The organism is Variovorax sp. YR266 (assembly GCF_900107295.1).
GTDB lineage: Bacteria > Pseudomonadota > Gammaproteobacteria > Burkholderiales > Burkholderiaceae_C > Variovorax.
The window spans coordinates 394,272-409,315 of record NZ_FNPM01000002.1 but is presented as its reverse complement, the minus strand read 5'-3'; the positions used below and the strand labels follow the sequence as shown (position 1 = coordinate 409,315).

15 protein-coding genes are annotated in these 15,044 nt (G+C 65.6%); 8 read left to right on the top strand and 7 right to left on the bottom strand.

The genetic code is table 11. The annotated features are described in order from the left end of the window. Positions 1–23: 23 nt before the first annotated feature. Positions 24–1,016: an AraC family transcriptional regulator gene (locus BLW48_RS07435; protein ID WP_093173790.1), complete on the top strand. Its 993-nt coding sequence runs from the start codon at positions 24–26 to the stop codon at positions 1,014–1,016. Positions 1,017–1,175: 159 nt separating this feature from the next. Continuing rightward, positions 1,176–2,408, top strand: coding sequence for an SAM-dependent methyltransferase (locus tag BLW48_RS07430; RefSeq protein ID WP_093173788.1), 1,233 nt, complete (start codon positions 1,176–1,178; stop codon positions 2,406–2,408). Positions 2,409–2,457: 49 nt separating this feature from the next. On the opposite strand, the gene BLW48_RS07425 is transcribed toward BLW48_RS07430, so the two are convergent. Beyond that, a complete protein-coding gene (locus BLW48_RS07425; RefSeq protein ID WP_093173786.1) occupies positions 2,458–4,191 on the bottom strand; it encodes a carboxylesterase/lipase family protein in 1,734 nt (577 codons plus the stop codon). A 125-nt stretch (positions 4,192–4,316) separates the two neighbouring features. Further along, positions 4,317–5,249: a LysR substrate-binding domain-containing protein gene (locus BLW48_RS07420; protein WP_093173784.1), complete on the bottom strand. Its 933-nt coding sequence runs from the start codon at positions 5,247–5,249 to the stop codon at positions 4,317–4,319. Positions 5,250–5,376: 127 nt separating this feature from the next. Here BLW48_RS07420 and BLW48_RS07415 point away from each other — a divergent pair, with 127 nt between their 5' ends. Beyond that, positions 5,377–6,864 (top strand): MFS transporter, encoded by a 1,488-nt coding sequence (locus tag BLW48_RS07415; protein WP_093074484.1) that lies wholly within the window; start codon positions 5,377–5,379, stop codon positions 6,862–6,864. A 6-nt stretch (positions 6,865–6,870) separates the two neighbouring features. Here BLW48_RS07415 and BLW48_RS07410 read toward each other — a convergent pair whose 3' ends face one another. Genes BLW48_RS07410 through BLW48_RS07390 form a run of 5 tightly spaced genes read right to left on the bottom strand, consistent with a single transcriptional unit; the run spans position 6,871 to position 10,947 of the window. Next, positions 6,871–7,302, bottom strand: a complete 432-nt coding sequence (locus BLW48_RS07410; protein ID WP_093173782.1) for a GNAT family N-acetyltransferase — start codon at positions 7,300–7,302, stop codon at positions 6,871–6,873. A 56-nt stretch (positions 7,303–7,358) separates the two neighbouring features. Beyond that, entirely contained in the window at positions 7,359–8,222 is an 864-nt protein-coding gene (locus tag BLW48_RS07405; protein WP_256330729.1) for a substrate-binding periplasmic protein, read from the bottom strand. A 13-nt stretch (positions 8,223–8,235) separates the two neighbouring features. Further along, positions 8,236–9,066, bottom strand: a complete 831-nt coding sequence (locus BLW48_RS07400) for an ABC transporter permease (protein WP_093173778.1) — start codon at positions 9,064–9,066, stop codon at positions 8,236–8,238. Continuing rightward, a complete protein-coding gene (locus BLW48_RS07395; protein ID WP_093173776.1) occupies positions 9,063–9,872 on the bottom strand; it encodes an ABC transporter ATP-binding protein in 810 nt (269 codons plus the stop codon). The genes BLW48_RS07400 and BLW48_RS07395 overlap by 4 nt, the downstream gene beginning before the upstream one ends. Positions 9,873–9,882: 10 nt before the next feature. Next, positions 9,883–10,947 (bottom strand): ABC transporter substrate-binding protein, encoded by a 1,065-nt coding sequence (locus BLW48_RS07390; protein ID WP_093173774.1) that lies wholly within the window; start codon positions 10,945–10,947, stop codon positions 9,883–9,885. 215 nt (positions 10,948–11,162) lie between these two features. Between BLW48_RS07390 and mgrA the strand changes: the two genes are divergently transcribed. From mgrA to BLW48_RS07370, 5 genes are all read left to right on the top strand, one after another. After that, positions 11,163–12,203 (top strand): L-glyceraldehyde 3-phosphate reductase, encoded by a 1,041-nt coding sequence (mgrA, locus tag BLW48_RS07385; RefSeq protein WP_093173772.1) that lies wholly within the window; start codon positions 11,163–11,165, stop codon positions 12,201–12,203. Positions 12,204–12,309: 106 nt separating this feature from the next. After that, positions 12,310–12,507, top strand: coding sequence for a hypothetical protein (locus tag BLW48_RS34955; RefSeq protein WP_143047731.1), 198 nt, complete (start codon positions 12,310–12,312; stop codon positions 12,505–12,507). A gap of 175 nt (positions 12,508–12,682) precedes the next feature. Further along, positions 12,683–13,531, top strand: a complete 849-nt coding sequence (locus BLW48_RS07380; protein ID WP_093173770.1) for a hypothetical protein — start codon at positions 12,683–12,685, stop codon at positions 13,529–13,531. 13 nt (positions 13,532–13,544) lie between these two features. Next, positions 13,545–13,871, top strand: coding sequence for a hypothetical protein (locus BLW48_RS07375; protein ID WP_093173768.1), 327 nt, complete (start codon positions 13,545–13,547; stop codon positions 13,869–13,871). Between the two features lie 145 nt (positions 13,872–14,016). Continuing rightward, positions 14,017–15,027, top strand: a complete 1,011-nt coding sequence (locus tag BLW48_RS07370) for an LLM class flavin-dependent oxidoreductase (RefSeq protein WP_093173766.1) — start codon at positions 14,017–14,019, stop codon at positions 15,025–15,027. The last annotated feature ends 17 nt before the right edge of the window (positions 15,028–15,044 follow it).

The window sequence follows — 15,044 nt, the reverse complement described above, 5'->3', positions numbered from 1 at the left end:
CCCACCGCGACAAGGCCCCGAACATGCCCGACGAAACACCCGAAATCGCCGCCGTCATCGCCCAGCCGATGCCGCTGGAACCCGAACTCGACGAAGCCCGCAAGGAACTGGTGGCGCTGATCGAGCACATCACCCAGGGGCAGGACGGCACAGTCATCACCGCCGTGTCCGGCCTGCAGGTGTTCTGCATCAGCAAGCCCGAAGGCCCCAAGCACGGCTTTGCGTCGCCGGCGCTGGGCCTCATTGCACAAGGCTCCAAGCGGATCATCGTGGGCGACGACATCTACGTGTACGACCCCATGCATTACCTCGTCACCTCGGTCGACCTGCCGGTGTGCGGCCAGGTGTGCGTGACGAGCGAGAAAGAGCCGTACCTCGGCGTGCGGCTGGAGCTGGCCCTCGACGAAATTGGCGACCTCATCGGCGACGAGAAACTGCCGGCCAAGGCCAACGCGCCGGCCTCGCGCGGCATGTACGTCAACCGCATCGCCATGCCAGTGCTTGAGCCGGTGCTGCGCCTGCTGCGGCTGCTCGACACGCCGGAAGACGTGCCGATCATGGCGCCGCTCATCAAGCGCGAGATCATGTACCGCCTGCTGGTGAACGGCGAAGGCGCGCGCCTGCGGCAGATCGCGCTGCAGGACAGCCACACCCAGCGCATTGCCAAGGCCATCAGCGCGCTGCGCGTCAACTACGCGCAGTCGCTGCGGGTGGAAGACATGGCGCGGGCAGTGCACATGAGCGTGTCGTCGTTCCACCATCACTTCAAGGCCGTCACAGCGATGAGCCCGCTGCAGTACCAGAAGCAGCTGCGCCTGCAGGAGGCGCGCCGCCAGATGCTGATTGCCGGCGCCGACGTGGCGAGTGCCGCGCACAACGTGGGCTACGAAAGCCCGTCGCAGTTCGCGCGCGAGTACGGCCGCATGTTCGGCGCACCGCCGCTGCGCGACAAGCGCCGCTGGCTCGGCGAGGCGGGCAACGACGCGATGGGCGCGGAGTCGATGGAAGCGGCCTGAGGGCTACAGCTGGTACGGGCGGGGTGGCCGCCTTGTAGCACTTGCTGCAATTTCTTGCGTCGTCCCGACCATGCAGGTTTTGCAAAATTTCGCTATTGTTTTGTTCGCTGCAGCAGCCCGTTCATGTGATCGGGAGAACCAAACAACACGGAGAAATGCATGCTTTGGGAAAAGAAGCTGGCGCAGTGGAGCGCCGCCGTTCGTGCACGCGCCAACCTGCCTGCGCGGCTCACCTTGTGGGACGGCCAGTCTTATGACTTCGGCACCTTCAGCGGGCCTTCGGTCACGCTGCACGTGAAGTCGCCCGCGGCGCTGTCGCTGATGCTGCAGCCCACGCTCGACAACCTGGGCGAGGCCTACGTCAAGAGCAAGATCGACATCGAAGGCAAGCTCAGCGACGTCATCGACATTGCCTACGGCCTTGCGAAGACATCGATGGACAAGCCCGGCGGGGCGCTGCGACACATGGCGCGCTACTTCGCGCACACCAAGTCGTCGGACAAGAGGTCCATCGAGTACCACTACGACGTTTCCAACGACTTCTACCGGCTGTGGCTCGACCCGAACATGGTCTATTCGTGCGCCTACTTCGAGAACGGCGACGAAGACCTTGCCACCGCGCAGCTGAAAAAGATCGACCACATCCTCACCAAGATCGAACTGAAGCCCGGCCAGACCCTGCTCGACATCGGCTGCGGCTGGGGCGCGCTGGTGATTCGCGCGGCGCACAAGTTCGGCGCGCGCTGCGTGGGCGTGACGCTGTCACAGAACCAGTTCGACCTGGCGACCGAACGCGTGAAGGCCGCCGGCCTGCAGGACCGCATCGAGATCCGCCTGCAGGACTACCGCGACGTGACCGGCCAGTTCGACCGCATCACCAGCGTCGGCATGTTCGAGCACGTGGGCCGCAAGAACCTGCCCGCGTACTTCAAGCGCGTGCAGGAGCTGCTGGCCGACGACGGCGTGGTCATGAACCACGGCATCACCTCGTCCGACCCCGAGGGCGGCGGCGTGTCTTACGGCGGCGGCGACTTCATCGACCGCTACGTGTTCCCCAACGGCGAACTGCCGCACATCAGCCTGACACTGCAGGCCATGCAGCAGGGCGGTCTCGAAGCCTTCGACGTGGAGAACCTGCGCCGCCACTACGCGCAAACGCTGCGCTGCTGGAGCGATGCCTACGAAGCCAACAGCGAGAAGGCGCACGCGTTCGTCGACGAGGAGAAATTCCGCATCTGGCGCATCTACCTCGCGGGCTGCGCCTATGCCTTCGAGAACGACGACGTGGCCATCTACCAGATCGTCGGGCGCAAGGCGGGCAGGTCGGCGAAGACGCTGCCCTGGTCGCGCCGCTACATCTACGACGGCACTTCGGCGTTGAATGCGGGCTGACTGATGGTTGCGGCGGCGTGCGGCCCGAGGGCCGCGCGCCTGAGCCGCTTCAGTAGCCCAGAAGACCGTCCCAGATGGCGAGTTGCGCCAGCTTCGGCACAGTGCCGACGACCACGCCTGCGCTGCTGCCTTCGCCCATGCGCACCGCATTCGCCAAGGGGCCCGTGTAGCGCGGCCACGTTGTGCCGGTGCCGAATGCCGTGGCCTGAGGCTCACGCGCGAAAGACACCAGCGCCGCTGCCATGCTCGCCGATAGCTGCGCTTCCGCGGTGCCGTTGCCGACCTTGTCCTTGTAATAGTCCAGCCCGTAGGTGCCGAAGAGCAATGGCAGGTCGGCGCAGTGCGGCACGCCGTGTCCCGGTGCCTTGAGGGCGTGCGCGTAGGTGCCGAAGCGCACGTCCTTGCCTTCACTGGCGAGCCTGCCGGCGTAGTGCACCGAATGAACGCGAATGGCGTAGTCGCCATAGATCTCCACCATCAGGTCGCCGGCGCCCGTCGGCCGTCCCTCGTCGGCGGCAGCCTGGCGGTAGCTTGCAAGCACCTGGCTGCTCACCGTGGCCGAGTTGGTCAGCGATGTGATGTATGCCAGCAGCTGCGTGTCGTTTTGCGGCAGGGGCGCCGTCAGCGCCTTGCCGGTGGCGGGGTCGATCAGGTCGACGAAGAAGCTGCCTTCGGTCAGCGTGGTCGTGATGATCACGGGCAGGTCGGCCGGCCATGCGGCACGCGTCCAGTCCGCGAGGCAGAACTGCGCATCCACGACCGGAACGAACTTCGAACTGCGCCCGGTCGTGATGGTGGCTGGCAACGGCTGCGCGTTGAGCGCTATCTCCGCCGTATGGAGCGTGGCGGCCGGCACATCGCGCAGGCCCCGCGGCGTGGTGTTCAGGTGGGTGGCCAGCAGTTCGGTGTATGCCGCCGCGTCCTTCAGGCTGAAGCTGTTCGGTGCCGCGTTGCTGCCGGGGCTCAACAGCACGACCTTGCGCAGGAACTTCCGGGAGGTGGGGTTCTGCGCAATGACCGCCGCGCTGGTGCCGCCGGCCGATTGCCCCATCAGGCAGATGTTGTCCGGGTCACCCCCGAAGGCGGCGGCGTTCTGGTGCACCCATTGCAGCGCGGCCATCTGGTCCTGCAACTGCCAGTTGGCGACGCTGCCGGTGTCGGCATCGACAAGGTCCGGGTGCGAAAGGCCACCCAGCGCACCCAGCCGGAAGTTGACTGTGACCACCACCACGCCGAGTGCCGCGAGTGCTGCGCCGTTCATCAGCGGCATGCTGGTGGCGCCGGTGCGCCAGGCGCCGCCGTGCAGCCACACGATCACCGGCGCCCTGGCGGCATCGGCAGGCGCCCACACGTTGACCGTCAGGCAGTCTTCGCTCTGCTGCGCCGGCACGGGGTAGATCCATGTGACGTACGGCGGCAGCGTCTGCAGGCTGGCAGCGCCGAACTTGTCGGCGTTCACTACGTCGGACGCGGGCTTGAACGGTTTCGGCGACTGGAAGCGCAGCGCGCCGACAGGCGCCTGGGCATACGGAATGCCGAGGTACGACGCAACGCTGCCGCTGACCTGTCCCTTGAACCGCCCCGAGGTGGTGTCGGCGACCGGCGCAGCGGCCTGTTGTCCGGTGCCTGTGCCGTTCCCGGCAAAAGGTGTCGAGAAGCCGCCACCGCCTCCGCCGCCGCAACCGGCCAGCGGCAGCGCGATCAACGCGCCGGTCGCCTGGATGAACCGCCGCCGGCTTTCGGGCCAGATCGGGAAAGAACTCTTCTTCTCGTGATGCGCCATCGTCGTCCTCGGGTGGCCGGTTCCACAGCGGACCCGACTTGCGGCCGATGCTAGGAGCGATGACCGTGCGATGACACCCGGGCTAATGCAACGCAGCTTTCTGAATATGCAGTTTCGAAACGACGCTATCGCACCGTTTTCGAATAGGGCTCGGTGGCCTCCACCAGCATCGCCAGAAACTGCCGCCCCGCCAGCGTGAGATCGCGGCGCGAGGGATACAGCGCGTGAATCGAGATGGTCGGCGGCGCCCACCCCGGCGCCACCACACGCAGGCGGCCCTGTTCCAGGTCTTTGGCACACAGGCTGACCGGCAGCCGCGCGATGCCGATGCCCGCGAGCGCCGCCTGGTGGATCTGCAGCAGGCTGTCGCTGGTGAAACGTGGATGCACATTCAGCTCGACCTCGGCATCGCCGGGCCCGCGCAGCAGCCAGCGCGAGGGATGCGGGCCGAAGGTCCAGCCGAGGGCGGGGCAGTCGTCCAGCGCGGCAAGCGCTTGCGGCGTGGCCGGCTCGCCCAGCGACTCGAACAGCGCCGGCGCGGCTGCCAGCAGGTACGGAAAATCGCCGAGCTTGCGCGACACCATGCTCGAATCGGGCAGCGTGTCGATGCTCGGGCGAATCAGCAGGTCGGCCGCCTCGCTCCAAGGGGAAGGGCGCCCGTCTGTGGAGTCCAGCGTCAGCGTCACCTTCGGATGCCGCTTGACGAACTCCACGCACAGTCGTCCGACCAGGCCCGTGGCCATGGCGACGGGGCACGACACCCGCAAATGTCCCGACGGCTCGTTGAGCGTGTCCTGCGCCACGGCGAGCGCGTTGCGGGTCTCGGCGCGAATCGCCAGGCCGTGCTGGTACAGGCGTTCGCCGATTTCCGTCACCTTGAAGCGCCGGGAGCTGCGCACCAGCAGGCTCACGCCAAGGCGCTTTTCGAGGCCCGCGATGCGGCGGCTCAACCGGGACACGGGAATGTCGTGGCGCGTGCTCGCAGCGTTGAACCCGCCGGCTTCCACCACCAGCACGAGCGCGATCAGGTCGTCGACGACGCCATTGAGTTCATCCATTCGCAGCTTTCTGAAGCGCCCGGCGCCCGGATGACGCCGGCCGGCTGCACCGGACTGTAGCCAACGAACGGCGCCGAGAGCCCGAGCAGCGGACAGGGACTCGTGCCGTCTATAGCATGCACGGCTCATGACCTCCCCCAACAGAACAACAAACCGCCCGCTGGTCATCGCCTCCATCATGGCCTCCATGGCGATGGTGGCCATCGAAGCCACCATCGTCTCCACCGTGATGCCGCAGATCGCCTCCGAGCTGGGCGGCCTGCATCTCTACAGCTGGGTGTTCGCCTCCTTCCTGCTCGCACAGACCGCGATGACGGTGGTGTTCGGCAAGCTCTCCGACCTGTACGGCCGCAAGCCCATCATGTTCGTGGGCATCGCCGTCTTCGTCATCGGCTCGGTGCTGGCGGGCTTCTCGTGGTCGATGCCGGCCATGATCTGCTTCCGGCTGATCCAGGGCATTGGCGCGGGTGCCATCCAGCCCGTGTCGCTCACCATCGTGGGCGACCTCTATCCGGTGCGCGAGCGCGGCAAGGTGCAGGGCTGGCTCGCGAGCGTGTGGGCCGTGTCTGCAGTGGTCGGGCCGATCATCGGCGCGCTGATCGTGCAGAAGCTGTCGTGGGCCTGGATCTTCTGGGTCAACGTACCCATCGGCCTGGCCGCGGCGGCGGGCTTCTGGTTCTTCTTGCACGAGGCGCCCACGGTGCGGCGCTCATCCATCGACATGGTGGGCGCGGTGCTGTTCACCATCGGCATTGCGGCGCTGATGATTGCGCTGACCGAGTTCGGTGTCGGCAATTCAGGCGTGGCGCTCGCGTGGGCCGGGTTATTCGTCGTCACGCTCGCGCTGTTCATCGCACAGGAGCGCCGCGCGGCCGACCCCATGGTGTCGCTGCGCCTCTGGGGCGCGCGGATGATCGCCACCGTGAACGGCGCGGCCATGCTCGCCGGCATGGTGCTGATCGGCATCACGACCTTTTTGCCGATGTACGTGCAGGTGGTGCTCGAGCGTTCGTCGGTCACGGCCGGCCTCACGCTCACGATGGTGATGCTCGGCTGGCCCATCGGCGCGACGCTGACCTCGCGCACCTTCCACCGCATCGGGCTTTGGCGCATGGTGGTGGCCGGTGCGGCGCTGATTCCGCTGGGCACATCGACCTTCGCCTTGCTGGGCGCCGGCAGCTCGCCGGTGCTGCCCGCCGTGGGCTCTTTCATCATCGGCCTCGGCATGGGCGTGATGAGCCTGAGCTCGCTGATCCTGATCCAGGAGGGCGTGGAGCTTTCGCAGCGCGGCGTCGCCACCGCATCGAACGTGTTCTCGCGCAACCTCGGCAGCGCGCTGGGCGCGGCCTTCTTCGGCGCGGTCTTCAATTTCGGGCTGACGCGCGGCGACGGCACGATGATGTTCACCGACGACCAGTTGCGCCTGCTGCTGCAGGGCGTGCACGGCTCCGTCGCGGGGGATGCAGGCATCCGTCTGTCGCTGGGTGGCTCGCTGCATCTCACCTTCGTGGCGATGCTGGTCGTGAGCCTGGGTGTGATCGCGCTGGCATTGCTGCTGCCCAAGGAAGGGCTGGAGAGCCATGCAGTCGGGGCGGGGAAGCCGGCGCCGAAGTAGCCGGTTTCAGGGCCCCAGCAGAGACTTCTTCATATACGCCAGGTAGAAGCCGGGCGCGTAGTCGTCGATGCGGGCGAACTCCTCGTAGCCGTGCTTCAGGTAGAACGGCCGGGCCTGCCATTGGAAGGTGCTGACATTCGCGTTCTTCGCACCTAGCGCGATGGCCTGCCGCTCTGCTTCGGCGAGCAGGCGGCTGCCGAGGCCCGCGCCTCGCGCGTCTTCCTCGACGAAGAGCACTTCGACGTTGAGCCAATACAGGAACACGAAGCTGCGCAGTCCGCCAAGGAGGCTGCCGTTTTCGTCCCTCGCGTTGAGGCGGATGTACTGCTGCTCGGGGTACTCGCCGACAAAGCCGTAGTTGTAGTGCCGCAGCTTGAGGCCCAGCTCGCCGGAGTGGACTTCTTCGGGCGTGGGTGTCGTGATCGTGATGTTCGTCATGGCATGTGGGCTGGGTAGGAGCTGGGCAACTGTACCGGCCCCGAACCGCCGCCCGCTCAGGAATGACAGACGAACCCGTCCTTGAGCAGCGTGATCTCGAACTGCAGGTTGCCCGCGCGCGCACCGCGCGCCTGTGCCAGCGTGCCGTCCGCGCGCCATTGGCGCAGCGCGGCGGCCAGGTAGTCGCGCGAAGCGGCGTCGCCTTGCGGCAGGCGGATGGCGGCGTCCGATGGCGGGCGCAGGCCGCTTGCCAGCGGCTTGTAGAAGCGCCATTCGTCGTTCTTCAGCAGGCGTTCCAGCACTTCGGCATCTTCGGCCAGCGCAGCGCATTCGCCCGCCATGAAGGCCGACACGGCATGCACGGAAGAGGGATAGCTGCGCGGCTCAGCCCCGTATCGCAGCGACACTGCACCGGCATAGCCCGAGCCTTCGCCCACGCAGACCGGCGCGCCGCGTAGCGCCTGCGCATCCTGCACGCGACCCTTGCGCAGCGCGACCACCAGGCCGCTGCCTGTGTCGTAGCTGCCGGGTGCAGCGTCGATGCCTTTCGGCGCGGCGGCAGACGGCACTCCTGCGATCAGCAGGTCGACGCGGCCATCGCGCAGCGCCGCGTCCTGCGCGGCAGCGTCCAGCCCTACCAGTTCCAGCGTCACGCCCAGCGAGCGGGCCAGCTCGCGCGCGAGTGCGGCATCGAAGCCATCGGGTTCCGGCGGCGTCGGTGCTTCGGGAGGGGCGGGGCGTGGATAGCGGCGCACGCCGACGACCAGCGTGCCACGTTCGATGGCCTTGGCCAGCACCGGCCCCTTGGGCAGTTCGCTCAGGCGGCTCCCCGAAGCCCACGATGCACCCAGGCCCGCCAGCGCGGCTGCCGCGACGAGCGAGGCGCCTGCCAGCGCGAGCCGGCGGGGGCGCGAAGCCACTGGGGAAGCAGCGTCACTCATCGAGACTCAACCCCCTCCGCCAGCGCAGCAACCGCCGCTCCAGCAGCGCAAGCAGGTAGTTGAGCACCAGCCCCAGCACCGCCAGCAGCAGGATGCCCGCATACATGGTCGGTATCTGGAAGGTCTCCTGAGAATTCAGCGTGAGAAAGCCCAGCCCCGAGTGCGCGCCGATCATCTCGGCCGCCACCAGCGCGGTGATGCTGTACGCCCCCGCCAGCCGCACGCCGGTAAAGATCGACGGCAGCGACGCCGGCAGCACCACCTTGAAGAAGATGAAGCGCTGCGACGCGCCCATCGACAGCGCCGAGTTCACGAGCAGCCGGTCGACCTGCTTCACGCCGCTCACTGTGCTCAGCAGCACGGGCCAGAACGAAGCCCAGAAGATGATCGCCACCTTCGACAGCTCGCCGATGCCCAGGAACAGGATGAACACCGGAAACAGCGCGAAGGCAGAAGTCTGGCGAAAGAGCTGCAGCACCGGATCGACGATGGCCGCCAGCCGCCTTGAACTGCCGATCAGCAGGCCCAGCACCACGCCAGAGAAGCTCGCGAGCACCAGTCCCCACAGCGAGCGCTGCAGGCTCGCTGCCATGTGCTTCCAGAGCTGGCCGGTGTCGACGAGCTGGGCGATGCTCGCGATCACGGCGGAAGGCGGGCTCAGGTAGGCATCGCTCACGATGCCAAGGCGCGGCAGGGCCTCCCACAGCGCCAGGAAGATCACGATGCCGATGCCGCGTTCGGCCACCCGGCCGAGGCCGCGAGCGAACTTCTTGAAGAAGCTGCCCGGCTGGCGAGCTGCAGGTGCGTCGAGCACGGCGCTCATGACACGACCCCTTCGAGCGACCTGGGCCGCAGGCCGATCTGCACTTCGTCCTTCAGCACCTCCCACGCACGCTGGCGCAGCGCGGCGAACTCGGCCGAGTGACGAAGCTCCGCCGAGCGCGGCCGTGCAAGCGGAATGTCGATGATGTCCTTGATGCGGCCGGGCCGCTGCGTCATCACCGCCACGCGGTCCGACAGGTACACCGCTTCTTCCAGGCTGTGCGTGATGAACACGATGGTCTTGCGGTACTGCTCCCAGATGCGCAGCAGCTCGCCCTGGAGAATCTCGCGCGTCTGCGCATCGAGCGCGGCGAAGGGCTCGTCCATCAGCAGCACGTCGGGCTTGTAGGCGAGCGAACGTGCAATGGCCACGCGTTGCTTCATGCCGCCAGAAATCTCGTGCGGGTATCGGTCAGCAAAGCCATGCAGGCCGACCAGTTCGAGGTATTCGTGCGCGGTGCGGCGGCGCTCGGCCTTGCCGACACCGCGTATCTCTAGCCCGACCGCAATGTTGTCGAGCACCGAGAGCCACGGAAACAGCGCATAGCCCTGGAACACCACACCCTGGTTGCGATTGATGCCCGCGAGCGGCTGGCCGTTGATGGCGATGCGCCCGCCGGTGCGCTCGGTCAGCCCGGCCAGGATGCCGAGAAAGGTCGACTTGCCGCAGCCCGACGGGCCGAGCACCGAGAGGAATTCACCCTCGCGCACGTCGAGGTCGAAGCCTTCGAGCACACACACGCGCTCGCTCGCGCCGCGGGCTGCGTAGTCCATCCGCACATCGCGGGCAGAGATCTTGATGGTCATCGGCGCGTGCTCAGGCCTTCGTGGCGATCTTGTTGACGAAGGGGTTGAACTCGTTCGTGTACACGTCCTTCACCGCCACCTTGCCGGAGGCGAGCTTGCCTTCGGATTGCAGGATGTCGATGTAGTACTGGATCGGCGGCTCGGTCACCACCAGGTCGTCGACGTAGGCATAGCGGTCGACGTTCTTCAGGTCCATGTTGATGCGCTTGGCCACCAGCTTGCGGGCTTCCTCGGTGTTGGCGTTGACCCAGTTGCCGGCCTTGGCCAGCGCAACGACCACGTCGCGCACCGCCTCGGGGTGCTGGCGGATGAACTGGCCGTGCGCGCTGTACGGCGCCATGCCGCCGAGGCCGCCGTCGAGGTCGAAGTCGCTCCACAGCCGTACCAGCTGCTCGGCGTTGTCGGCACGGCCCGAGAAGGGCGCGTGGATGATCGCCAGGTCGGTGTTGCGCGTTACCAGCGTCTGCTCGGCCTGCTCGTCGGGAATGACGACGAAGTTGATCTTGTTCACGTCCACGCCGTGCTGGCGCAGGTACTTCTTGGTGACGAACTCGGCGCACGCGCCGAAGCTGTTGAAGCCGATGGTCTTGCCTTCGAGGTCCTTCGGTTCGCGGATGCCCGAGTCCTTGCGAACGAAGTACTTCATGTGCGGCGCTTCCTGCAGCGTCTTGCCGCCTGCTGCCACCACCTTGAGGTCGGCACCCGAGGCAATGGCAGAGATCACCAGCGGCACCATGCGGCTGCCGAAGTCGATCTCACCCGTGCCCACCAGCGGAATGATCTGCGGCGCGGCGATCTTGCCCACGTACTCGGGGCGCGTGTTCGTGCCCTCGAAGTAGCCGAGCTCGTCGGCCAGGTAGATCAGGTCGAACGAGGGGTTGTTCGGATACTTGAACGCAACCTTCTCGCCGACCTTCTTCACCACGGCCGGAGCGCCGCCGGCCGATGCGGTCTTGCCTTCGTCGCGCGAGCAACCCGCCAGCAACAGGCCACCGAGGCCCCCGGCCGCGGTCAGCGAGGCGAAAGTCTTGAGCGCAAGGCGGCGCGAAGGGAGGGAAGAGGCTTCGATGGGCATGACGGCGCGCTCCGGCAGGGGAGCGGTCTGGGAGTTGGCGGAGCGCCGATGCTAGAAAGCGCCCCGCGCTGCGCCAACGAAGAAAACCGCCTATGCATATGCGGCGACGGATAAGCGCGACAGCGGCGTGGAAATGCTTGCCGCGCTGTGCCTGCGGGGGCATCCTCGACGGCTCTTTTCCTTTTCTCCATCCACCGTCAAGACAAGACACACCCATGACCTACCACGCCGACTCCAAGCGCTACGACGCCATTCCCTACCGCCGCGTCGGGCGCAGCGGGCTCGTGCTGCCCGCCATCTCGCTCGGGCTCTGGCACAACTTCGGGGACACCACCTCCATTGCCACGCAGCGCCAACTGCTGCGCACGGCCTTCGACCTGGGCATCAACCACTTCGACCTGGCCAACAACTACGGCCCGCCGTACGGCAGCGCGGAAACCAACTTCGGCCGGCTGCTGCGCGAAGACTTCAAGCCGTACCGCGACGAACTCATCATTTCGAGCAAGGCCGGCTGGGACATGTGGCCGGGCCCGTACGGACAGGGCGGCGGTTCGCGCAAATACGTGCTCGCGAGCCTCGACCAGAGCCTGCAGCGCCTGGGCGTGGACTACGTCGACATCTTCTATTCGCATCGCTTCGACCCGCACACGCCGCTGGAAGAAACCGCTTCCGCGCTGGCCCAGGCCGTGCAGCAGGGCAAGGCGCTGTACATCGGCATTTCGTCCTACTCGGCCGGCAAGACGCGCGAGATCGCCGCGCTGCTGCGCGAGTGGAAGGTGCCGCTCTTGATCCATCAGCCGGCCTACAACCTGTTCAACCGCTGGATCGAGAAAGACCTGCTGAACGCGACTGATGAACTGGGCGCCGGCGTCATCGCGTTCACGCCGCTCGCACAGGGCCTGCTGACAGACAAGTATCTGAAGGGCATTCCGGCCGATGCTCGAATCAACCGACCCGGCGGCGGCTCGCTCAAGCAGGAGCACCTGTCCGAAGCCAACGTTGAGCGTGCCCGCGCGCTCAACGAGATCGCGAAGCGCCGCGGCCAGACGCTGGCGCAGCTCGCGCTGACGTGGACGCTGCGCGATCCGCGCGTCAGCTCCGCGCTGATCGGCGCGAGCCGGCCCGAGCAGATCGTCGACAACGTTGCGGCGCTGTCGCACGCGCCGTTGAGCACAGAGGAACTGGCCGAGATCGACAAATACGCGGTGGAAGGCGGCGTCAATCTCTGGGAGAGGCCATCGACCGATTTCGCCTGAACCCCGGGATCGCGATTCGCGAACCGCATCAGGTAACTTGGAATCCGTCTTTGGAAAAGCAGTGGCACTGCGCAGAATCGGCCGAAGTTTTCTTTCGACCGTTGCCATGCCACTGCGCACCCACTACGTTTCTCCGGCGGCCCAGGCCCGCCACGTTCTCGCCCTGACAACCAAGGCCTGGCGCATTCCGCCAGGCTCGGCACACGAAGTGGCGCGGCGTGCGCCGCATGGCTATGTGCCGGTGAGGGCGCTGCGGCGGTTGCATGCTGCGGCCGCTCTGGCCTTGCTGCCGCATTCGTGGTGAACTGCGCGTGCTTTCCAGTGTGCGCTGACTCAGCGCAAGTCCTCCACCGCCTCTCTCTTTTTGCTCGGTTCTCCATCCCCAGTTTTGGGGATGTCACCGGCGCAGGTGATACCTACATTCGGCACTGCCCGTAAGCGGAACAAGGTAGCGCAAAAGCGCGAGGAGAGAGGAACCCATGAGAATCCGTAATCTTCTGGCGGTAATTGCCGCCGTTATCTCAACCGGCTGCACCACCGTTGTCGTCGATCGAGCTCAGAGCGTTGCCACTGCCGGCAAGGCATATGCTGAAACGCTTGGCCAAGTGAACGAGCTCGCGCTAGAGAACTCGATCTCCTTCAATGCGGTTTTTCTTTCGAACGAGGCGACAAGAAACCCGGCGATGCTGAATCAGACGACTGCACTCATTCTGGAGAGGCGGGCTCTGGTCGGCGAAGCGAATGTCTATTTCAGGAAGATCGGCTCCTACTTCGAAGAGCTGGGAGCCTTGGCCAAGGACGATCAAAGTGCAGCCACTGCCGCATCGGTAGAGCAGGTTGCGGACGCCTTGAAAAAAGAGCCCGTGGGGCTGAAGCTCAGCGACGAGAAAAAGAAATCCCTGTCCGGCCTGGCGGGATTCGTTGCGAAGCAGGTTCATGCGGCTGCGGTTGAAAGAGCACTCAGAAGAGATGCGGTCACGGTAGGGGAAGCTCTTGCGTTGAGCGAAAAACTTCTTGATGAGGAGATTCGCTGGATAGCAGTCAGGGCCGAAGCCGAGCGCGCCAAAGCCTACAAGCTCAAGGTGGAGAAGCCCTACCTCGATCCCAAGACCGAGCTGGGTGCACCATGGCGCGATGCTTGGACTGCCTACGTGAAGACGACGCCGGTCATCGAGATCCTGCAAAAGGCCAAGAAGGCCAGCGTGGACATGCAGAAACAGTGGATCACTACGCTGCGTGGAGATTATTCGGCGGAAGAGATCAAGCAATCGCTCGCGAACATCAAGGCGGGTGCCGAGGCGATCAAATCCGTCAAGAGCGCGTACTAGCGAGGAGAACATCATGAACGACTATGACTACGAGGCTTTCCGCACTGCCATCGAGGACTCGTTTATCTCTCTCTATGCAATAGATGCCGCGTCGCTGACGGCCGCACAAAGAAAAGTTCATCAGAAGCAACTCAATACGACCTACCTTGCCTTGCTGAAGGTAGAGAACAATGCGTTCGCGAGTTTGACGGGTCAGGCAAAAATCACTCTCGCAGGACTTTCGAGCTCCGTGCTTCTCCTTCAAAGTCAACTGGCGGGGTTCAAGAAAGCGCAGGAGACACTCGAGATCGTTGCCGATTTCCTGGGTGTTCTGGAGACGATCGTCACCTTGCTGCCTTGAGGGGCAAATCGCGGAATTTCAGTCCAGACCATTGCGGCGACCGAGCATTCAACAGATATCGATATAGAAATTCGGCGCAACCGGTGCGCGCGATGCCCGAGAGAATTTGAAGCAATTCTTTCAAGGGCGCTTCCCGCCTCATACCGTGTCCTACTCGCTGTCCCTTCTCGACAAGAGCCTGATTCCCGAAGGCTCCGACGCCGCACAGGCGTTCCAGCACACCATCTCGCTCGCACAGAGCGCTGAGCGACTGGGCTACCGCCGCTACTGGCTCGCCGAACATCACGGCAACAAGAACTACGCAGGCTCGGCGCCCGAAGTGCTGGCTGCGCATGTGCTTGCGAAGACTTCGCGCATCCGCGTAGGCACGGGTGGCGTCATGCTGCAGCACTACAGCCCGTTCAAGGTGGCCGAGATCTTCCGCGTGCTGGCCTCGCTGGCGCCGGGTCGTGTGGACCTGGGCATTGGCAAGGCGCCCGGTGGCCTGCCGCTGACGAGCAAGGCGCTGCAGTGGCTGCACGATCCGGTGAAGAGGGGCGAAGACTTCGGCGTGCGCCTGGCCGAGCTCGATGCATTCCTGCACGACGGCATTGCCTCCGGCCATGCGCTGGCCGGTGCGGTTGCCACGCCAAATCCGCCACAGCTGCCGCAGCGCGTGCTGCTCGGCGGCAGCCCCGAGAGCGCGGTGCTTGCTGCGCGACTCGGCTGGCAGTTCGTCTATGCGGGGCACTTCAACGGCGACCCGGTGAATCTCGCGCAATCGCTAGAGGCCTATCGCGCGGAGTCCGGGCGCGCACCGCTGCTCGCGCTCTTTGCATTCGCAGCAGAAACGCACGAGAAAGCCGCGGAGCTTGTCGGCGCGCTGCGCAGCTTTCGCGTGCACCTGCCTACCGGCCAGAGCGTCAACCTGCCGAGCCTCGAAGCCGCTGCCGAGTTCGCGCGGCAGGCCGGCGTGAGCGACTACCGCACCGAAGAACGCCGCCCTCATGTGGTCGCGGGCACCGGTGAAGAGGTGCGCGATGCGCTCGATGCGCTGAGCGAGCGCTACGGCATCGAGGAGTTCGTCATCGACATCCCGGTGGCCGGTTTCGCGGAGCGTCACGCATCCGTCGAACTGCTCGCCAAGGCGAACAAATCGACACCCGTGCCGGCCTGAGCCTTCCCTTTCCATTC

What these genes read in the sequence shown, in the direction of transcription:
- BLW48_RS07435 (WP_093173790.1), top strand. Translation starts at nt 24, where the DNA reads ATGCCCGACGAAACACCCGAAATCGCCGCCGTCATCGCCCAGCCGATG.
- BLW48_RS07430 (WP_093173788.1), top strand. Translation starts at nt 1,176, where the DNA reads ATGCTTTGGGAAAAGAAGCTGGCGCAGTGGAGCGCCGCCGTTCGTGCA.
- BLW48_RS07425 (WP_093173786.1), bottom strand. Translation starts at nt 4,191, where the DNA reads ATGGCGCATCACGAGAAGAAGAGTTCTTTCCCGATCTGGCCCGAAAGC.
- BLW48_RS07420 (WP_093173784.1), bottom strand. Translation starts at nt 5,249, where the DNA reads ATGGATGAACTCAATGGCGTCGTCGACGACCTGATCGCGCTCGTGCTG.
- BLW48_RS07415 (WP_093074484.1), top strand. Translation starts at nt 5,377, where the DNA reads ATGACCTCCCCCAACAGAACAACAAACCGCCCGCTGGTCATCGCCTCC.
- BLW48_RS07410 (WP_093173782.1), bottom strand. Translation starts at nt 7,302, where the DNA reads ATGACGAACATCACGATCACGACACCCACGCCCGAAGAAGTCCACTCC.
- BLW48_RS07400 (WP_093173778.1), bottom strand. Translation starts at nt 9,066, where the DNA reads ATGAGCGCCGTGCTCGACGCACCTGCAGCTCGCCAGCCGGGCAGCTTC.
- BLW48_RS07395 (WP_093173776.1), bottom strand. Translation starts at nt 9,872, where the DNA reads ATGACCATCAAGATCTCTGCCCGCGATGTGCGGATGGACTACGCAGCC.
- BLW48_RS07390 (WP_093173774.1), bottom strand. Translation starts at nt 10,947, where the DNA reads ATGCCCATCGAAGCCTCTTCCCTCCCTTCGCGCCGCCTTGCGCTCAAG.
- mgrA (WP_093173772.1), top strand. Translation starts at nt 11,163, where the DNA reads ATGACCTACCACGCCGACTCCAAGCGCTACGACGCCATTCCCTACCGC.
- BLW48_RS34955 (WP_143047731.1), top strand. Translation starts at nt 12,310, where the DNA reads ATGCCACTGCGCACCCACTACGTTTCTCCGGCGGCCCAGGCCCGCCAC.
- BLW48_RS07380 (WP_093173770.1), top strand. Translation starts at nt 12,683, where the DNA reads ATGAGAATCCGTAATCTTCTGGCGGTAATTGCCGCCGTTATCTCAACC.
- BLW48_RS07375 (WP_093173768.1), top strand. Translation starts at nt 13,545, where the DNA reads ATGAACGACTATGACTACGAGGCTTTCCGCACTGCCATCGAGGACTCG.